The following is a 19439-nucleotide window of genomic DNA, read 5'->3' as shown; positions in this document are numbered from 1 at the left end:
TCTATATCAATAACGGCTTTGTCGTAACCGTTATGACAAACAGACACACCAAGCAGATTTATTGGTAGGCACCCCGAATGCTGAGTTTGATGCAGGTTCACATCAAATAGAAAGGCTAACGACCTGTTCAGATCCAACTGGCTTTTTACTAAGTAACCTCAGCTCTGGATAAGCGAATTTTTCCAATAAAGCCATTTTACACACTCTTGGCGTTGCTTTCATTTGTAATAGCCCGTTATTACTGCATAAAAGCGCCTTGATATTGCACAAAATATTATCATTGGATTGTACGTAAGTTTGTTTTCAAAACATTTTCTATTCCAAAACCCTTATTCAAATCTGAGGTTAAGTAGTTAATAAGTTGCCGTAATGGCAATCATATTTGCTTAGCCTATCAAGCACAAAAATCGCACATCCTAAAATGTGCGATTTTCTCTTATCGATAGTAACCGTAAAGCTTATTCCGTTAACTTGATGGTATGCACGGTCTTGCCGACTGTCCTTTTAGTTTCATGTGCCTTGGCCATAGAGAACTCTCTCATCGTCACATAAGCCTTAATGTCAGATGAAATAATCAATAACGTTGGGATCAGTACCAAACAAATAACAGTGGCAAATAATAATCCATATGCCAGTGACACTGCCGCTGGGATTAAGTATTGCGCTTGCTCGGAGGTTTCATTGAGGAGCGGCAATAAGCCCATAAAGGTGGTAATCGTAGTTAGGAAAATAGCCCTAAAACGATCCTGACAAGCTTGTCGAACTGCATCGATTTTATTGTCTAATTCATGGCATAGCTGATTGTAGCGATTGACGATTAATAAGCTATCATTGACGACTACGCCAGACAATGTGAGCATACCGAGCCAAGAGTATAAGCTAACGGCGAGACCTAGCCAAACATGCCCTAGTACCGCTCCAACTAAACCAAAAGGTACTGAAAATACAATCAGTAAAGGTTGATCATAGCGTTTTAATGGAATAGCTAACAGTACATAAATCAGGGCAATAGCTACGGTAAATGCAACGCCTAAACCTTTTGTAGACTCGACACTTTGCTCAAGCTCTCCGGCACGATTGATCCCTGCATTCGGGTATTTGGATTGAATCTGACTCGCATAGATTTCCTCTAGTTTTGTATATAACAATTCTGGAGAGATGACGGCCTTATCCACATCAATTTTCAATGAACGTGTAAGTTCACCATTAAAGCGTGTGAGGGTGTTATTAACCGTTTTTGTTTCTACATCTGCGATGGCTGACAGTGGGATCGGTTGACCCTTGTCATTGTATATATACAATGAATTAAGATCTGAGCGAGAATCGCGTAATTGTTGGTGTAAGGTCAAATACATTTTTACGCGGTGTTCGTCGCGGTAGAATCGATCCAGTTCTAAACCACCATATGCAGTTGAAAGTTGCTCTGAGAGCATGCGGTGCGTAATGCCAAACAGTTGCGCTTCAGGTTTGAGCGTAAAACTGAGTTGAGGCATCGTTGATAAGTTCTCTTCAAAGACGTTGTTAACCCCTTCTTGTTTGAGTAACCATTGCTTTGCTGATTTACTAATTTCATTTAGCGTGTCGATATCTGGGTGGTTTAGTCGAATGTAAGTACCGGCACTGGTACCATCCAAGGAAACAGTAACCTCTACACTCTGAATAGCTTCAATGTCTAGTAGCGCTTTACGCCATGTGTTTGCTACTTGCTTTAGGTTGACATTTGGTCGCATGTCGCGACTAATTGGCTCTGCGAACACCACTATATTGCCTTGCTCAAAGGTGACCGTCATCGCTTTTTCTATCACATTCCCATTAATTTGATGTTGTTTACGATATTGCTCGTTAATTTGTGCTCTAACTGACTTGACCTGTGTTTCGGCTTTTTGTAGTAATGATAGAGGGACATTTTGTTCTAGATTGAGTTCTAAGATAATTAAATCACTGGGAACATCAGGAAACATAACGCTACGGATTGTACCATTTTGCAAACTGCCTAAAATGCCTAATACCAAGGTGAAAAAAGTAATTAGACAAACATAGCGGTATTTTAAACACGTATTCAATATTGGACGATAAACTCTGTATGCCAGTAGATCTAATAACTTGCGAGGATATATGGTTAATTTACGGGTAAAAGATTTAGGGTCTTTGTCGAATTTTAGTGAGCGCAAGTGTGCGGGTAATATAAACTTAGATTCAATTAATGAAAATAGTAAGGCAACGATAACGACCCAGGCAAACCCGGCAAATAAACGACCTGTTTCTGACGGGAAGCGTGTCATTGGGAGCAGCGCTGCTACAGTGGTCAATACACCGAAAATAGTAGGTAATGCAACACGTTCAGTCCCCTTAATGGTCGACTCCAAAGAAATACCATGTTTTTCTTTATAACTGTATATACTTTCACCAACAACGACCGCATCGTCCACTAAAATACCTAAGACAAGAATAAAGCCAAAGGTTGTAATTTCATTAATAGTGTATTGAAAGCCCAGTTCGCCAAGTACGATGAATGTACCTGCAATGGCTACGGGTAGCCCCATAGCAACCCAAAAAGCTAAGCGCATATTTAAGAATAAGGTCAGAATGATAAAAACCAGAATGAAACCTTGTATGGCATTGTCTTCCAGTAGATCTAAGCGTTCTTGTACATAGTTAGCAGCGTTAAACCAGACAGTGATCTTTAAGTTGCTAGGTAAAGTCGCATTGATTTCTTCAACGGCTTGTTCGGTTTGCTTTGAGATTTCCAAAACATCGCTGGTTGCCGACATCTTTACTGCAAACCCCATCGTGGGCTTATTGTTAAAGGTTACGTTGGAGTCATGTTCAGTGATATCGTCTTTGATATCAGCAATATCAGAAAGGTAAATCACATGACCTTGCTCTGTTACTTTAACTACTATGCTTGAGAGCATTTTTTCTGTTTCAGCAACATGATCTGAATAGAGCAGATATTTCCCGTTAGAGGTTTTTAATATACCACTTTTAGCCCGCACAGATTGTTGTCTGATTGCTAATGAGATATCGTCAAAACTGAGTCCATATTGGCGCATTCGGTACGGGTCAATTTGAATATACACGGCGTATGAATGCGCACCGTATTCTTCAATTTTTTGTATTGCAGGGTAGCTTAATAATTTTTGCTTTACGCTTTCCCCTGCTTTTATTAGGCTATCAGAATCTGTATCGCCATAGAGCTGCACGAGTAATGCATCAAAGACTAAAGCTTCTTGAATTATTTGAGGGCGCTCGGCTAGCACGGGCCAATCATAGATACTGTCAACACTGGATTTTACATCAGCCATTAAACGGTTCATGTCATAATCGAGTTGTTTAACTATCGTCACGGTTAAACTGTTTTGCCCAGCAACACTATTAATGGATTTAATACCACTGATCCCCTCTAAAGCTCTATCGACTTTTTGGCCAATTTCACGGTCAACTTGATCGGCGGTCTTGCCTTCATAATAAGTAGAGATCACTAACGTATTAGAGGGCAGCTTAGGGATGATTTCTTTTCGCATATTGCTGGCACTTAATAGCCCACCAAGTAGCAAAAACATCATTAACAAATTAGAGGCTATTGGGTGACGAATAAACCATTGGATCATAACGCCTCCTTCGTAGGCGTAGGTAATTTTACTGCTAATTCCATACCTTGGCTCAGGTAGCCTCGAGGAAACTGAACAGCACGCATGAGTTCATTATTTGGCATTGGGAAATACACCATGCCATTGTTCAGTGTAAACTCTTCTAATTTATGACGGTGTGTTCTATTGTCATCATCCACTAACCAAATTTCATACTTTTCAGTCAACGCAGACTCGGGCAATGCATAAGTTTGTTTCCAACGGGTATGAGGAAGTTGCACATAAACGTTTTCACCAAACATAGGCAGACTATTGTGTTGACTATCAATAACAACATATAAAGTACGTTGCTGGTTTTCGCTAAAGTGACTCACACCAGATACAGTGCCTTGCCAGGATGTTTGCTTATTTAAGCTGAATACGTCTATCTTTTTGTTAAGTAAAGGCGTTTCTAGCTTGTCAAAATCAGCAATATTAATGGGGACTCTTATTTCTCTTTCAGCCTTGGGTAAAGCAGATGCAATACTGCTTCCAGCTGCGACATATTCCCCTAAATTGGCTTTTATTTCCACGAGTTCACCATCAAACGGCAGTAAAATGGTTGTGCGTTTTAAGTCGACTTCGGCTTGTTGTATCTGTAATTTTGCAAGTTTTAACTGACTTTGTGCAGATTGAACCACTAAGCTTTTGGCATCATACTGAGTTTGTGCATTTTTGAGATTGGTTTTTGCTTCTAGTAATTGTGATTGTGCGTTGGCCAGTGCTACTTGGTAGGGAAGAGGGTCTATATGTAGCAATGGACTGTGTTGCTCTAGTAGCTGGCCGCGTCGAAATGAGCTCGTTACTGAAATAATGCGTCCAGATACATCACTCATTAATTCGGTCATTTTTAGTGGCTCAACATACCCTAAACGCATTGATTTTGGTAGCTGAGCAACCGGTTTCATATCAACAATAGACGCGACGTGTAGGTTAGGTCCAACGCTTTTTGTTGGTGCTGGGATGTTAGCTTGCTCCGCTTTTTCTAGCTCGTCTAACACTACCAGTAATAAAAACAATGCAATTGTTGTAGCAATTGCTTGTCTTACTCTTAAACTTGAAAATATTCGTTTCATAGCAAGCTCCAAAAACGATACTACTGTAAATTAATAAAGATTTGTGCCAATTGGCTCCTAAATGTGAACTTACTTTGTGTAAAAGTTGGAGATTGATTTTGTGCTAAATCTACCCCACTGACCGCTAGCTTTTCTTTTGGCGCGCCCAAGAAGTTTTCGTCGAGAGTTTTATTCTTGTTTTCATCATGATAGGCAAAAATTGCATAATCACCATGTGTGAGTTTTTCGAACTTACACACTGATTTTTTTTCGGTAATAATTTTTCGACATATCGCCACTGGGGTTTCTTTTGAATTAAATTGTGCTTCGTTATTCATCAATGTGACTTGTATTTCACCATCGTCGTTTTTGGCTGAGTTTATCATTACTTCGAGTACTCCTTCAGGTTCTACCTGAGGGTTACTAGTTACAGTGAAGGGAGCAAGCATAGCGCAAAGTAAAGTTGCACGAATCAACATGGGTCATTCCTTGTTTGAGATAGATTCAATGTTTATCGAGCATAATACGATTAAGGAGTGGTAAGTTCAGTAAGCCTTTGTAAACGCTTTTGCAATCAAATAAAGGCTTATTAGTTAGGGATACCAAACTCAAATATGGGTAGTTTTACGTAATATAAGTAGTTTCTGAAGAGGAGGGGGTATGTGAAAATGTAGTCTTTAATGTAGATAATGAAATACAGCACCAATATGTATAGGGAGAGAAAGTATCTATTAGAACCCTCTCCCAAAAAATGTCAATTAACAGACTTATTAAAAACGGTAAATAAACCCTACTGATGCGCCATAACCAAAGTCTTTATCGTTATCGACAAGTGGGCTGTTTTTCACTTCATCATCTAGTGAGTAGGCGCTGATTTCACTGAATAAAATAACGCTATCAGTGAGTTTGTAATCGAATGAAAGCGCACCACCAAAGGTTGAGGCTGATTCTGCTGTGTAAGCTGCCCGAGTTGCCGTGGCTTCTTTTTGTTTCACGCCATAATAGTACGTTATTAGATCTTCACTTTGCCAGCGCCAGAATACACTCGGTGTGATTGTTAACGCTTGTCCTTCAATTGGGAATGCCCAAATTGCTGAAAATTCATTACCTTCAGATTGATCACTAATATCTGTCAGCCATTCGACTGAAACAAAGCCTATTTCTTGTGAATAATAGTTTACACTTGCGCCAAGGTCGACACCTATATCTCTGTCATCCATACCTTTGAATGTTGTATTGTCTTCTGCTTGATATCCTTGCAGTCTAAGTGCGCCAATTGCACTTGCCCACATGTTGCTATTAAATTGAACGTGATACTCGGCACGCGTTGGGGAGATGCTAAAGTTCTCGCCTTCGTACATTAAAACAGGAAGTACATAAACTTCCGTATCTATGTCTTTGTATTCGGTAGACCCATTGAATAAGCCCAATCCAACCCCAAAGTTGCCTGCTGCTTGAGCTTTGTCTGCTGCACCTAACAAAAGTGCCGAAGTAAGTGTAAGTGTATATAAATGCTTTTTCATTTTGGCTTTCCTTTTAATCCAAATTTTTTCACAGAGATAACTCTTGACTAGCACGGTTGCGATTAATCATTAGAGCTGTTTATTCACAGTAAAAACGTCCTTTACCACTGAAAAGTCGCTGTGCAGTTGCTTTGTAATACGGTGGACCAATTGCTCAAAAGTCTCATTCTTTGTCATTGACATTTTGCTAATGAGTGCCTGTTGTATTTACAGGGGTTACGATACTGAGTGCGAAAATACAATTCAGTAAGTGATTGTAAGGAGCTGTAGTTTCTTTATACAGCTGCGTATATCATATGTATACCCAATAACGGTAAACATGTTATTTATCATTTATTTACGATGTTTTTGTGAATATTTTCATATTTATTAGAAACAGCCATTTATAGGTATTTTATTATTAATAGTGCAATAAATTGGTGTTAAGTTTTTGTTTTTTAAATGTTATTTTGTGTTAAGTTGTTTTTTAATAGATTTTAACAATTTTAAACATTTGTCAAACACGATGACGGGAACTTATAAGCACGTTGTTGTTTGAGGTATATAGGTTGATGCAAGAATGATTTTAATCGTGCTGTGAACGATTTTGAGGCACTTTTATTTATTAGGGGTCGCGCAGAGAAGCTTCTGTAAGTTATATGCGTTTGACGGAAACCAAGCAATTGCGCTGTTCGTATTTATAATAGTTTAGGGAATTTGAACAATGAACGTGTGGCATGATTTTTCTTTAATAGCCAAGCAATACAGCTCAAATGTAGCAATAGAATACGGTTCTTTGACATATGCTTACCAACAGCTCGATCTCGCTGTCAAACGTTTGCAGAGTTTGGTCAAAAATAAGTTAAGACTAACTCAAATTGAGTTAGGTATAGACCAGCCACAACGAGTTGCTGTTTATATAGACAAATCACCATTGTGGGTAACTAGTTTGCTCATGACGCAAAAAGCAGGGCATATTTTCATTCCCATTGATCCAAATTGGCCAGTAAAGCGCACTCAATTAATTTTGAGTCAGGCTCAACCTCACGTTGTTATATGTAGTGATAATCCCCCTATTAATTTAGTAGACGCTGAGTTAGTTTTAGTCATTGATGAAAGTATTCTTGACCACTCTGCGGGCTGTAATGAAGATGACAGTGACAGTGACAGTGAGCAAGCTGGATATTTATATTTTACATCGGGTTCGACCGGAACACCTAAAGGCATTTTAGGTCGCACAGATTCTTTAGCACATTTTATTCGTTGGCAAACCGATTTTGTGAAAATCACTGAGCGAGATAAGAGCAGTATGCTTACATCGGTGGGTTTTGATCCCGTGCTTCGAGATACGCTATTACCATTATGCAATGGTGCCACACTTGTCATACCTATTGATCCAGAGATTTTGTTGAGTCCTGAGCAAACGTTACAGTTTTTGGCTCGATCAGGTATTACCTTGGTGCACCAAGTCCCTTCGATTGTAGAGTTGTGGCTACAGCAACCAAAGCTGGATATTAAAAACGGGTTGAAGCGGGTACGTGCGCTGATGTTAGCTGGTGAGAAATTACGACCAGAATTAGTGACGGATATTTATTCTTTGGCACCTACATCATTGACGCTGTACAACTTTTATGGGCCGACCGAAACAACTTTGGCTCGGTTTTGCTATTGCGTCCCCAACCTCATATTGAGTGAACTACAAGCGATGGGTGCAACTGTACCTGTTGGTCAGCCGATCACTGATAGTCGTTTTATGCTTAAACATGATGATGCACTTTCCAATAGCGGCGAGGTGTTTATAGAAACTAAACATAGCTCAGCAGGTTATTGGGACGCAGAAAGCCTTCAAGCATTGGCTTTTCCACTCTCGCCAGATGGTTATAGTAAGTATGCTACAGGAGATCACGGAACGATTAATCATAAGGGGGATTTAGTAATACTTGGGCGTTTAGATAAACAGATTAAGATCAACGGTCAACGTATAGAGTTGACTGAAATTGAGTTGGTTTGTGAGCGATTACTCGGTGTTGATAAAGCAATTGTTACCTATCATCAATCCGATCAAGGTAATCATTATATTTGTGCACACCTAGTGGCAAAAGCGACCCTGGATATCGAGACTGTGAATGAACAGTTCATTGAGCAATTGCCACCGTACATGATCCCCTCCAAAGTTTTTTTACATACTGATTTTATGCTTTTACCCAATGGTAAAGTAGATCGAATGAGGCTACTTCAGTTGGCTAAGGGAGAAGTATCATGCACTGACGTTGTTTTACTACGCGCTTTGGATTCGAATGATGATACTCAATTGTGGCCAGCAGATAACCATATTGCGCGAATTATTGAAGATATATGGCAGTCTACTTTTGAGCAAAGTACATTTTCAGCCTCCACCTCTGCGTTTGCCTTAGGCGGATCATCTTTACAGTTGGTTTCAGTATTGGCGCAATTGAAAACGCTTACCGGAGTTGCTGTTCCTTACTTTGAGTTTGCTACTAAACCAGTCGCAGCTCATCTATTGAACTTGTGCGAACAGTATAAGCATGTTGACGTTAATATCTCGCAAAGCAAGGCGCAAGATGTATTGGCATTAACACTGGCACAACAAGGTTTAGTATTTACACAGCAATTGTATCCGCAACAGCCACTTTACAATATGCCCTATGCGATTGTATTTGAGGGGGCCGTAGATGTACAAAAGCTCACTGGTGCATTACATGATGTGTCTGAGTTGTACGAGCTTGATAGAGCGATTGACTTAAATGCTCAGCGTTGGCGGAAAGGGTCTATACCTATTATAGAAATAATGGATGTTGAGGACGTTGCAGATGCTGAAACTACCTTGCAAATATGGGCTAGAGAAGTATTTGATTTGTGCGAGGGACCATTATTAAAGGTAATGGTTGTAAAAAGTATGTCGCACTGGCAGCTGGCAGTATGTGCTCACCATTTGTTAATGGATGCAGATAGGTTTTTATTAATCGTAGAAAACTTACTCGCATCATACCATGGAACCTCATGGGTAGACGCGCCAACTAGAGCAAATAATACTCATTTACTAGCAAGTCACTCAGTGGCTCAATCCTATTGGCAACAGCGTTTACAATGTGTATCAACAGAGTTAGATCTGACAGGTATGCAGTATAATTGTTCATCATTTTCTGGTGGATTACTTGAATTCTCATTATCTCCAGAGCTTACTAAATCGTTACTTGTGTTGGCACAACAGCAACAAATCTCTGTAAATAGTCTGCTATTTACTGCATTTCAAACCTTTTTATTTAAGTATTCTTGTCAATCACAGATTGTAACGGGACTCCCTTTTAAGCTTTCATCCGATCTTCAGGAAAGCTTTAATGTAAATTTATTGCCGATCGTAACTGAATTTGATGAGCAGCAGTCATTCGTAGAGTTGCTTAGAAACGTAGCGCAAGATATTCAAGTCGCTATTCATCATGGAAAATATCCTTTTTCTAGTATGGTAAGCGACTTAAATTTACAAGGGACTCTTGGCTACCATCCAGTTTTTCAAAGCCTGTTTGCGTATCATGAAAGTAATGTTCCTGTTACTTATACTCACGACGGCTTAAAACGCATAGATAGTCAAATTGCACGATATAGCTTAAGTGTCGATATGTGGTTACACGAAGGTCAATTTCAAGGTTTGTTTGAGTATGGTCATATTGCCTTTGATGATTATCAAGCGCAGCAATTGGTTACGCATTTTAGCCAGCTCTTAGAGCATATTATTGTTCGGCCCACAGTATTATTATCGCAGCTGAGCATGTTAAATGAGGAAGAGCATCAGCAACTTCATGATCTGGCTAGGGTTGCTGGAGATATGCCAAAAATTCATACTATTGATGGAATGATCGAGGCCCAAGCTAGATTAACTCCAACTTTGGCAGCTGTGACCTACCAATCATGTATTATTAGTTACAGTGAGTTAGAGGCACGCGCCCAGCAATGGTCAAAGCAGCTTTATCACTTGGGTGTTAGGCCTAAAACAAGGGTTGGCCTGAGTATTTCACGCTCAATAGAATTGGTTGTCGGCTTTTATGCCATATTAAAACTTGGCGCAGTCTACGTGCCTCTTGACCCAGATTACCCCACGCAACGTCGAGAATTTATCATTGAAGACACGCAAATGCGTTTTCTATTGTGTGAAACACAAGTTGTAAGTCAGTACCAATCGATGGGTGTAAAGTGTCTGGCATTTAATGATGAGGGAGATATTTTTCAAGCCGATGCTAAGCCCTCTCTGGTGACTGAAGGTGTAAATACTAATCCAAGTGATGTGTCAGAACATTCAGGCCAAGATGTAGCTTACGTTATTTATACATCAGGCTCGACTGGCAAGCCTAAAGGCGTTGAAGTTCCTCATATTGGTGTATGTAATTTGGCGTATGGCGAGGTGGATTTTTTAGATATGAAGCCTGGCAGTCGCGTCTTGCAATTTGCTTCATTTAGCTTTGACACCTCAATTTGGGAAATCGTAATGACCCTATGTTCGGGAGGGGTACTGGTGATGGCTGATAAACTGGCTATTTTACCAGGGCCAGACTTGGCCAATACCTTGCTAGAGCAGCGAATTAGCCATGTGACATTGCCAGCCTCATCATTGGCAGCATTGCCCTATCAAGAATATCCCGATTTGAGTGTCCTCATCACTGCGGGTGAAGCATGTGCGGTTGATCTGTTAGAGTTATGGGGAAAAGGGCGTCGTTTCGTTAATTCTTATGGGCCCACAGAAGCGTCGGTGAGTGCGAGTAATGCCGAGTTGCAGTGGGATGGAGGTGTTGTCCATATTGGTCGCCCGCTACCTAATGTACAAACTTGGATTTTAGATAGTGCTCAAAAATTAAGGCCTATCGGCTTACCCGGTGAATTGTATGTGGGGGGCATTGGGGTTGCTAAAGGTTATTTGAATCGTCCAGAACTGACCGCAGAAAAGTTTGTAGCAGACCCTTTTTCGCCAAACAGTAATGCAAAAATGTATCGCACGGGAGATTTGGTCAGATTAAATAAAGAGGGGCAATTAGAGTTTTTAGGCCGTATTGATGAGCAGGTAAAAGTACGAGGTTACCGTATTGAGCCGAGTGAAATCGAAACCGTCTTAAGGCAAAGTGATCAAGTCATTGATGCGAAAGTTGTCGTTAAGTCAGTACAGTCTATTTCTATGTTGGTTGCGTATGTGAGTATTGGCGAACGTGACGTTGATGAGCTTATACTTCGTGGTTATTTGGCTGAACGGTTGCCAAGTTACATGCAAGTTGATCGTTTTGTGGCCATAAAAGACTTCCCTCGATTACCTAATAATAAAATTAATGTCAAAGCATTGCCCGATCCACAAGTACAAACTTCGCATATACATCAGTTGGATAGTGATGATGTTGTTGCGGTTGAAATAGGGAAAACTTGGCAGCAGTTTTTGGTTGTTGAGTGTATGACTCAAAACGATAACTTCTTCAATTTAGGAGGCAATTCTTTACTTGCGGTTGCGATGATGCGGGTGTTAAGTAAAACCTTTTCTCTTGACCTTGGGGTTAGTGAATTGTTTCGGTATCCCACTGTGCGCGAATTGGCACTGTATATTAAACAGCAGCAATTAGAAGCGCCAGAGCAAGTTGAAGTTACGAGTATTCAAGTCATGGAGAACACTTGGTACCCTATGACAGCCTCTCAGCAGCGTTTGTATTACCTTCAACAACTTGAAGAAAAATCAACTAGTTATAACTTGGTTTTTTGTGATCTTTTTAAAGGTGAATTACAAACTAGTGAGCTCTATAAAGCGCTTCATTTGACATTATTCCGACATGGGGGGTTGCGATGTGAGTTTAGGCAATCGAGTGTAGGGCTTGAGCAGCGCATAGTGGATAATGCCTTACAGTTAAAACAAATCGACTATTCAGCGAATGCTGAGCACTTCGAAGATTACTGTGAGCACTTTAGCCACACACTTCGCCGCCAAGTATGGGATCTCAATGATGGAGTTCCATTAAATATTACTTTGATCACAGATCATAAAGTACATCACGCCGTTATTTTAGGCTGCCATCATATTATGGTTGATCAAGAAGCAATTATACGTTTTCGTACTGAGTGGCACAGCAAGTACTTGCAATTATGTAATACTCAATCTGGTCAACCTAATCCCCTCACTGATAGTGACGTTGATTATCAGATTGTTAAACATGCGCTTTATCAGCAAAAAAGCAGGTCTTCTCTTGCATGGAAAAACAGTATTGATTTTTGGCAAAGTCAGTTACTAGATTCACAAACACAGCTGAATTTACCTATTGCAAAAAAATCACAGGCAATAGCAGAGGTATCGACAACAGCGCAATACGTCGGTAAAGCAGTTCAAAGCTGGGTTCTGGAGCGGTCAAAAGAACTGCAATGCTCAGAATTCAATTGTTGGTTTGGACTATTCTATGCGTTCTTGTATAGATACTGTGGCGCACAAAAAGATATTACTTTGTTGCTTCCTATCCTTGGTCTTTCTGCCCAAGAAGATTATGTGGGCCTGCGTTTAAATACATTAGCACTTCGACAGCGAATAGATGGTCAGCAAACGATAAATCATTTTATTACACAAACGCGTAAGCATTTCTTAGATGCAACACGTCATGGTCAAATACCATTTGATGAAGTTGTGGATTCATTAGAGTGGGGGGGAGACAAAACGCCAGAGGTAATGTTTGTTTATAAAGATATGCCAACTGAACAAGATTTGGCAGGTGTGCAGTGTCAAACGACGTTATTTGACAGCCAACAGGCCAAATTTCCTCTGACTTTATTTGTGGAATCGGATCAACAAGCACACGGTGCTAATTGCAAATGGGAATATGATAGCAGCCGCCTGAGTGTGATTAATATGCAACGGATCCAAGCTGCATGGCATATATTTTTAACGCAATTAAGTCAATTAGATAGTGGTAATACTGTGTTGGCTGATATAGCAATTGATAATCATACTTACCTACCGCCAACGTTTCTTACCGAACAGCCTCTTTCGTGTAATTGGCTTAGAGAAAAATTGCAAAATGCAGAGCACAAGTATGCGAATCAAATGGCGCTTATTCAAGGCGATGTGCAATTAACTTACTTACAAGCCCATCAGCAGAGTAATAAAATTGCCAATTGGTTACAAGAGCAGATCCCAAATCCAAGAAAGCAACCTCGATGTTTGATTTTACAACAGCACAGTCCAATGTTGGTAGTGAGTATCATGGCAGCGGTGAAAGCTGGGTGGTGCTATATCCCAATCGATCCGACTTATCCGTCCGCGAGAGTTATGCATATTATTGAAGATGCATCGCCGGATGTCATTTTGACGGATAAACAAAGTGCAGTTGAATTTGAATTTGATGAGCAAGTTCCAGCGTTGGAAGTTGACCACGGTCAAGTGCCATGGCTGTACCATAGCGAAAATGTACCAGATGTCGCTAATGCCTCTGCTGCATATATTATTTATACATCGGGATCGACTGGCAGGCCCAAAGGCGTAGAAGTGGGCTTATCTAGTTTAGCTCACTATCTGGATTTTGCGCAGACCACGTACTTACCGGAACACTTAGAAGGCGGTATGATTTTGCATAGCTCGGTCGGGTTTGATGCAACAGTCACCAGCTTGTTTTTACCCTGGCTGACGGGGCGACCTTTATACATCGTTGATCCATCCAAACCTCTTGAGTCCTTGTGTGAATTGTTCGCCACACGCCATTACAGTGCAGTGAAGATAGCTCCTGCGCATTTAGATGTATTGCGCCAACACGTTCCAATGGCGCACTTAGGCAATGTTACTCATTTGATTATTGGAGGCGATGCACTGCATCATGGCGCACTGGATTCTTGGCGTCATACAGATGTTAGTGTATTCAATGAGTATGGACCCACAGAAGCGACGGTTGGCTGCAGTGTTTATCAATTTAAACCGAAAGATGTGGCCATCGGTGGTGTTACGCCTATCGGTCAAGCTATTGCTGGGACGGAGCTTTTGGTGCTTGATGAAGATAATAAGATGGTACCTAAAGGGGTCATTGGTGAGCTTTATATTGCTGGGTTTAGTTTAGCAAATGGTTATATTAACCTGCCTAATGAGACTGCTCAGAAGTATAGAAAACACCCTTTTGATTCAACTAGGCGTATTTATCAAAGTGGTGATTTGGTGAAATATAACCAAGATGACCAGTTAGTATACTTAAGCCGCAAGGATAATCAGGTTAAGCTTGCCGGACATCGTATTGAATTACCTGAGATAGAAGCGTGTGCGCTAGAAGTTGGTGTGATAACTGAAGCGATTGCTTTAATAAAAACAAACAATCAAGGCAATGAAATTCTGGCATTATATTATGTGTGTAGCGAGGATTTTTCTGAGCAACAACTGCGTGTAGAGCTCAATACGCTATTGCCTCACTATATGATCCCCGCACAATTATGTGAGGTGTCTGTGATGCCTCTAACTTATAACGGCAAAGTTGACCGTATTGCATTGGCGTCTATTGAGCCCCGATTAAGTTGTTTTTCACACGAGGTATCAAGTAACCCAATAATAAAAATGCTTCGTGATATCTGGCAAGAGGTTCTAAAGCAGGAAGAAATCTCTATTGATGATAATTTCTTTTCCCTTGGCGGAGACTCGATTGTTAGTTTACAAATCATTTTTAAAGCACGTGAGCAAGGGTTAAAGATAACGCCAAGAATGATGTTAACACATCAAAGTATTGCACAGTTGGCGACGGTTGTAACACGCGAGACGCAGCAGCAATTTGTCCAGCATGAAGGCGATTTTGTTATAACGCCAATTATACAATGGGCTTTACACTATAACTCACCGAACATCCATCATGTGAATCAATCTCGTATTCTTATTCTCCCAAATAATTACGATAGCACATTGTTGCGTGAGTCTTTGCTCAGTGTGATAAACCACCATGGCATGTTACGTCTTAAGATGCAGCAAAAAGGGCAGCAATGGCATGCTCAAATTACACCGCCTTTGACCCAAGTATCACTGAATGACTGTGATATGGTAAATGAAGAGTGCTTTGATAGCTGGCTAAAAACATCCCAAAGTAGTTTAGATTTAACCCAACAGCCATGGCTCGCAAAGCTGTTTACACGCGAAGATAATCAACCACGTTTATTATGGGTGATGCATCATAATGTGGTTGATCATGTGTCGTGGCAAATTATTTTAGATGACCTCAATACCGCATATCAGCAATTGCAAGCGGGTAAGCAAGTGCAATTAGCCGGTGCAACAAGTGATTATTTAACTTGGTCTCAGTGGTGTCAGGAACACTGCTTGGCAAATATGGCAGGTATACCTTCCATGAGTACACCTTGCTTACCCCTTTATGAAGGTAAAGTGGATACTCAGTGTTTGGTGGGTGACACCCAAGTTATGCTGCAAACCGTGAACGTAGATTTGTATCGTGAGCTGGAAAGTTGCACGCTTGCGCAAAATACGCAACAAGTTTTGTTGTTAAGTGCTATGGCTCAAGCTTTGAGAGAATGGGCGGCAATCGAACAAGTCGTTATTGCCCATGAAACTCATGGGAGAACGGTAGAGGGCATAGATATAAGCCGCACTGTTGGTTGGTTTACTCATTTTAACTCTGTTGCAATTAATACATCGGCATCTTTGTTAGAGACCCTGCATGTGAGCCACCAACAAATATTAGCAACGCAGCAACTTGCTAGTGTAGATCGGGCTATTGATATAAGTTCGCTTGAAAAGTCGCATGTATGCGTTAACTTTTTAGGTAAATCCTCTGTTTATGATAATGAGCAAGTCATTAGATTAGACCCCAAACTGTTATTGGCACATCAAATAGGAGAACAAAATCACCGAGGCTTTGTACTTACGTTAGACATAGAAGCTACAGAGCAAGGGTTAAGTCTATATTGGTATCATGCACAATTTGGTGATAGCGCAAAGCGTGTTAAAGCGTTAGCGAGTCGCTTTGAGGCTAATTTGAAATCGCTGGTTATGCTGTTGCAGGAAGAGCAGAGCATGCTTTTTTTGAACGTGTGTGACCCACGTGCCGATATCACCCTCTCGCAATTTTTACAGCTAAACAAAACAGCACAAACCCAGCACATACTGCCAGCTAACAGTCTACAGCAAGCCATGGTGTTCCATAGTGAGCATCACGATACAGGCCATTTTTATCACGAACAATTGTGCTTTAATCTACCGCAGGCTCAACCTAGAGAACAAATGTTGTATAAGCAATGTTGGCAGCAGTTAGTTGAGATTCACCCTATGCTAAGAGCAAGGTTTATGAGAGGCGTCAATGATAGCCCTTTAATTGTCGTCGATACTCAAGTAAAAGTTGAATGGCAAGCGGTGAATATTAGCAGTGATAAACAAATAGAGGCATTACTTAAAGAAGATAAAATACGTGGGTTTAGCTTAGAGCAAGGCCCATTACATAGAGTATATTGGATAGAACAAGGCGAGAAGATTTCGATGCTGTTCGTGCATCACCATAGTATTTTGGATGGTTGGTCTATCAGTCTGCTGTTTGAGCAATTCACCGCTCTACTTAATAAAAAGCCAATAGCGTCAGTCAATTATGACTTATGTGCGGACAAGCCCCATTTCAAGCTGGTTGAAGCCTTTTGGGCTGAGCAGCTCACAGATTTTGCACACAGTAAATTGCCTTTAGAGACACTGTCTATCATCGAGCAGGCTGAGGGTAAAGTTGGGTGTTACATAAGCGAATTTTTACGTCTCAGCAAGTCTGAAACAGATGCTTTAAAAGCGTTTTCGCGTAGTGCCAGCGTGTCAATAAATACGGTTTTGCAGGCAGCATGGGCGTTAGTGTTACAACGTCAACAGGGGCACAAAACGGTCTGTTTTGGTGTCACTCATGCGGGTCGTCAGCCTGAGCGTGGACGACTTCAACAATCGGTGGGCCTTTTTATTGAAACTTTGCCGTTGCCAATTACTTATCAAGGGCAAACATTGATTTGTGACTGGTTAGAGTATATTCAGTCGCAAATGGGGTTAATACAAAATCAAGCTGCGGATCTTGCTGAGTTGAAAGTCATCGCTGGTTTATCGGGTGATAGTCGATTATTTGATTCCCTGATGGTATTTGAAAATTATCCACATGAGTCTTCCCCAAGCCATTTTGTTTTTGATTTTGCTATTGAAAAAACTGAAACACCATTGACGTTAGTAATAAGTGAGCACGATGGTTTGGTGTTTAAATTTAATTACCATAGCCCCACAGAGTACGGTCAAGTACAACTTGAAGGGCTTATAGGTCAATTTCACACCGTACTGAATCAGATGTCGGACGGTAATCTAAACCTACCTATATCTCGTTTTCATACTGTGCCAGATACACAGAGAGTGACCTTACTTGAAACTTGGCAAGGCAAATATGAACCACAGCCTTGTGAGGACTTTCTAACATCCTTTGAACGTATGGTAGTCGACTATCCAGATCTTATTGCTATTACAGCACCTGATAAATCATTAACTTATCGGGAGCTATGTGAAAGGAGTGAGCAATTAGCCAGTTCACTGCTTGAGCAAGGTATTTCTCTTGGGGAGTATGTTGGAATATGCTTTAACGCTCATAGTGATTTATTAGTTGCTATTATCGGTGTTATGCGCGCTGGCGCTGCATATATTCCCATTGAACCAAGTTATCCAGTTCAGCGTAAGCAATATATGCTTAAGCAAGCGAGTGCTCGATTCTTACTCAGTGATGAAGTACGACAAGACTGGGCAACTCAGATAGATATAGCTACTTACCAGGTAACTCAACTAATAACTAAACCACATCCGCGCCCCGAAGTATGGCCACATTTAACGCATAAATCCCCTTGTTATGCGATCTATACTTCGGGGTCGACGGGCCAACCAAAAGGAGTGGCGATCAACCATGGGGCATTAATGAATTACGTTAGCCATTGCCAGCGTCAATATCATTATCCTGTAAGTGGCAAAGTACCAGTGACAACCTCTATTAGTTTTGATGCCACAGTTACGACCTTACTTGCGCCTTTGGCTTGTGGTAGTGAAATCGTGTTGTTCAATCAGGATGAGCAACTTATGGAGCTTGCGAAGGGTTTGCAAACAGGGCGCTTCTGTTTAGCGAAGTTGACGCCTGTACATCTTGATTTAATTTATCAAGAATTAGGCAGTCAATTTAAAGCTAATATTCATACACTGATCGTCGGAGGTGAAGCGCTGCACCAAGCAGCATGCAAACCATGGCTTGAAAGTAAGGTACGCATAATTAATGAATACGGGCCGACAGAAGCGACTGTTGGGTGCTGTATTTATGACGTGCCTGAGAATGAATCGCTCGCAGATGTACCGATAGGCCATGCAATTCAAAATACTCAGCTGTATGTACTTGATGAAAATTTATGTTTACTACCAATCGGCGCAGAAGGAGAGTTGTACATTGGTGGCTTAGGATTAGCGCAAGGCTATGTGAATCAACCAAATTTAACCAACGAGCGTTTTTTTGACCATCCATTTAATGAAGGTGAAAAGCTCTATAAAACGGGCGATATAGCCTATTTTGACCACAGTGGACGGCTACATTATCGAGGCCGCTGTGATGACCAAGTGAAAGTGAGAGGCCATCGTATTGAGCTCAGTGATATTGAGCTAAACATTTTAAACCACAATGGTGTAGCGCATGCCGCAGTTGTATTACAGCAAGGAAATAAAGAAGGTAATGCTCGAACTCGGATAGTTGCTTTTGTTGTTCCTGAGGTGAATGCAATAGATTGGATTTCATTAAAAGCGAGTTTGCAGCATACGCTGGCTCAAAGTCTACCGGATTTCATGCGCCCAGATATATGGCAAGAAATAGATCATTTAACACTGACAGCCAACGGAAAAGTTGACCGAAAGGCGCTGCTCTCGAAGTTACAACATCAGCCAGTGACATTTTCACCTCCAGATACGCAAACTGAGAAAGCGCTAGCTGTGATTTGGCAAGAGCAATTGCAAGTTCAGCAGGTTGGCCAGCAATGTAGTTTCTTTGACTTGGGTGGGCATTCGTTGAAAGCAAGCCAGATACTGGCACGTGTACAAAAAGAATTCAAAGTGAAAGTGCCTTTGTCTGCATTCTTACGAATGCCAACGCTCAGTGCTGTAGCGAGTGTAATAGATAAAGCACCCAAAATAAGCACATCAAGTATTAAGGTAAGTTCACGTAGAAAGCGTCAATAAAGGCGAACAAGGATAATAACTAAGTTTTTGCTTT

The 19439-nt window shown here is 40.9% G+C and carries 5 protein-coding genes; 1 reads left to right on the top strand and 4 read right to left on the bottom strand.

Annotated elements, in window-relative coordinates; all coding sequences use genetic code 11:
* Positions 1 to 458: 458 nt before the first annotated feature.
* The 4 genes from CWC18_RS16555 to CWC18_RS16540 form a co-directional block, all read right to left on the bottom strand.
* Entirely contained in the window at positions 459 to 3611 is a 3153-nt protein-coding gene (locus CWC18_RS16555; RefSeq protein WP_138675716.1) for an efflux RND transporter permease subunit, read from the bottom strand.
* The gene (locus tag CWC18_RS16550; RefSeq protein WP_138592963.1) at positions 3608 to 4705 is read right to left on the bottom strand and encodes an efflux RND transporter periplasmic adaptor subunit; all 1098 of its coding nucleotides are present in this window, start codon (positions 4703 to 4705) and stop codon (positions 3608 to 3610) included. Before CWC18_RS16550 ends, CWC18_RS16555 begins: the two co-directional genes overlap by 4 nt.
* A 20-nt stretch (positions 4706 to 4725) precedes the next feature.
* The gene (locus CWC18_RS16545; protein ID WP_138592964.1) at positions 4726 to 5163 is read right to left on the bottom strand and encodes a DUF2141 domain-containing protein; all 438 of its coding nucleotides are present in this window, start codon (positions 5161 to 5163) and stop codon (positions 4726 to 4728) included.
* A 291-nt stretch (positions 5164 to 5454) separates the two neighbouring features.
* The gene (locus CWC18_RS16540; RefSeq protein ID WP_138592965.1) at positions 5455 to 6207 is read right to left on the bottom strand and encodes a MipA/OmpV family protein; all 753 of its coding nucleotides are present in this window, start codon (positions 6205 to 6207) and stop codon (positions 5455 to 5457) included.
* 703 nt (positions 6208 to 6910) lie between these two features.
* Here CWC18_RS16540 and CWC18_RS16535 point away from each other — a divergent pair.
* Complete coding sequence (locus CWC18_RS16535; protein WP_138675715.1) at positions 6911 to 19405, top strand: non-ribosomal peptide synthetase; 12495 nt, start codon at positions 6911 to 6913, stop codon at positions 19403 to 19405.
* The last annotated feature ends 34 nt before the right edge of the window (positions 19406 to 19439 follow it).

Source organism: Pseudoalteromonas aurantia, from assembly GCF_005886875.1.
In the GTDB taxonomy this organism is placed as follows: Bacteria; Pseudomonadota; Gammaproteobacteria; order Enterobacterales; family Alteromonadaceae; genus Pseudoalteromonas; species Pseudoalteromonas aurantia_A.
The sequence above is the reverse complement of the archived record's forward strand: the minus strand, read 5'-3'. Positions and strand labels throughout refer to the sequence as shown.

Bases quoted from the DNA above. Each gene is read 5' to 3' on its own strand.
- CWC18_RS16540 (WP_138592965.1), bottom strand. From the start codon at position 6,207: ATGAAAAAGCATTTATATACACTTACACTTACTTCGGCACTTTTGTTA.
- CWC18_RS16550 (WP_138592963.1), bottom strand. From the start codon at position 4,705: ATGAAACGAATATTTTCAAGTTTAAGAGTAAGACAAGCAATTGCTACA.
- CWC18_RS16545 (WP_138592964.1), bottom strand. From the start codon at position 5,163: ATGTTGATTCGTGCAACTTTACTTTGCGCTATGCTTGCTCCCTTCACT.
- CWC18_RS16535 (WP_138675715.1), top strand. From the start codon at position 6,911: ATGAACGTGTGGCATGATTTTTCTTTAATAGCCAAGCAATACAGCTCA.
- CWC18_RS16555 (WP_138675716.1), bottom strand. From the start codon at position 3,611: ATGATCCAATGGTTTATTCGTCACCCAATAGCCTCTAATTTGTTAATG.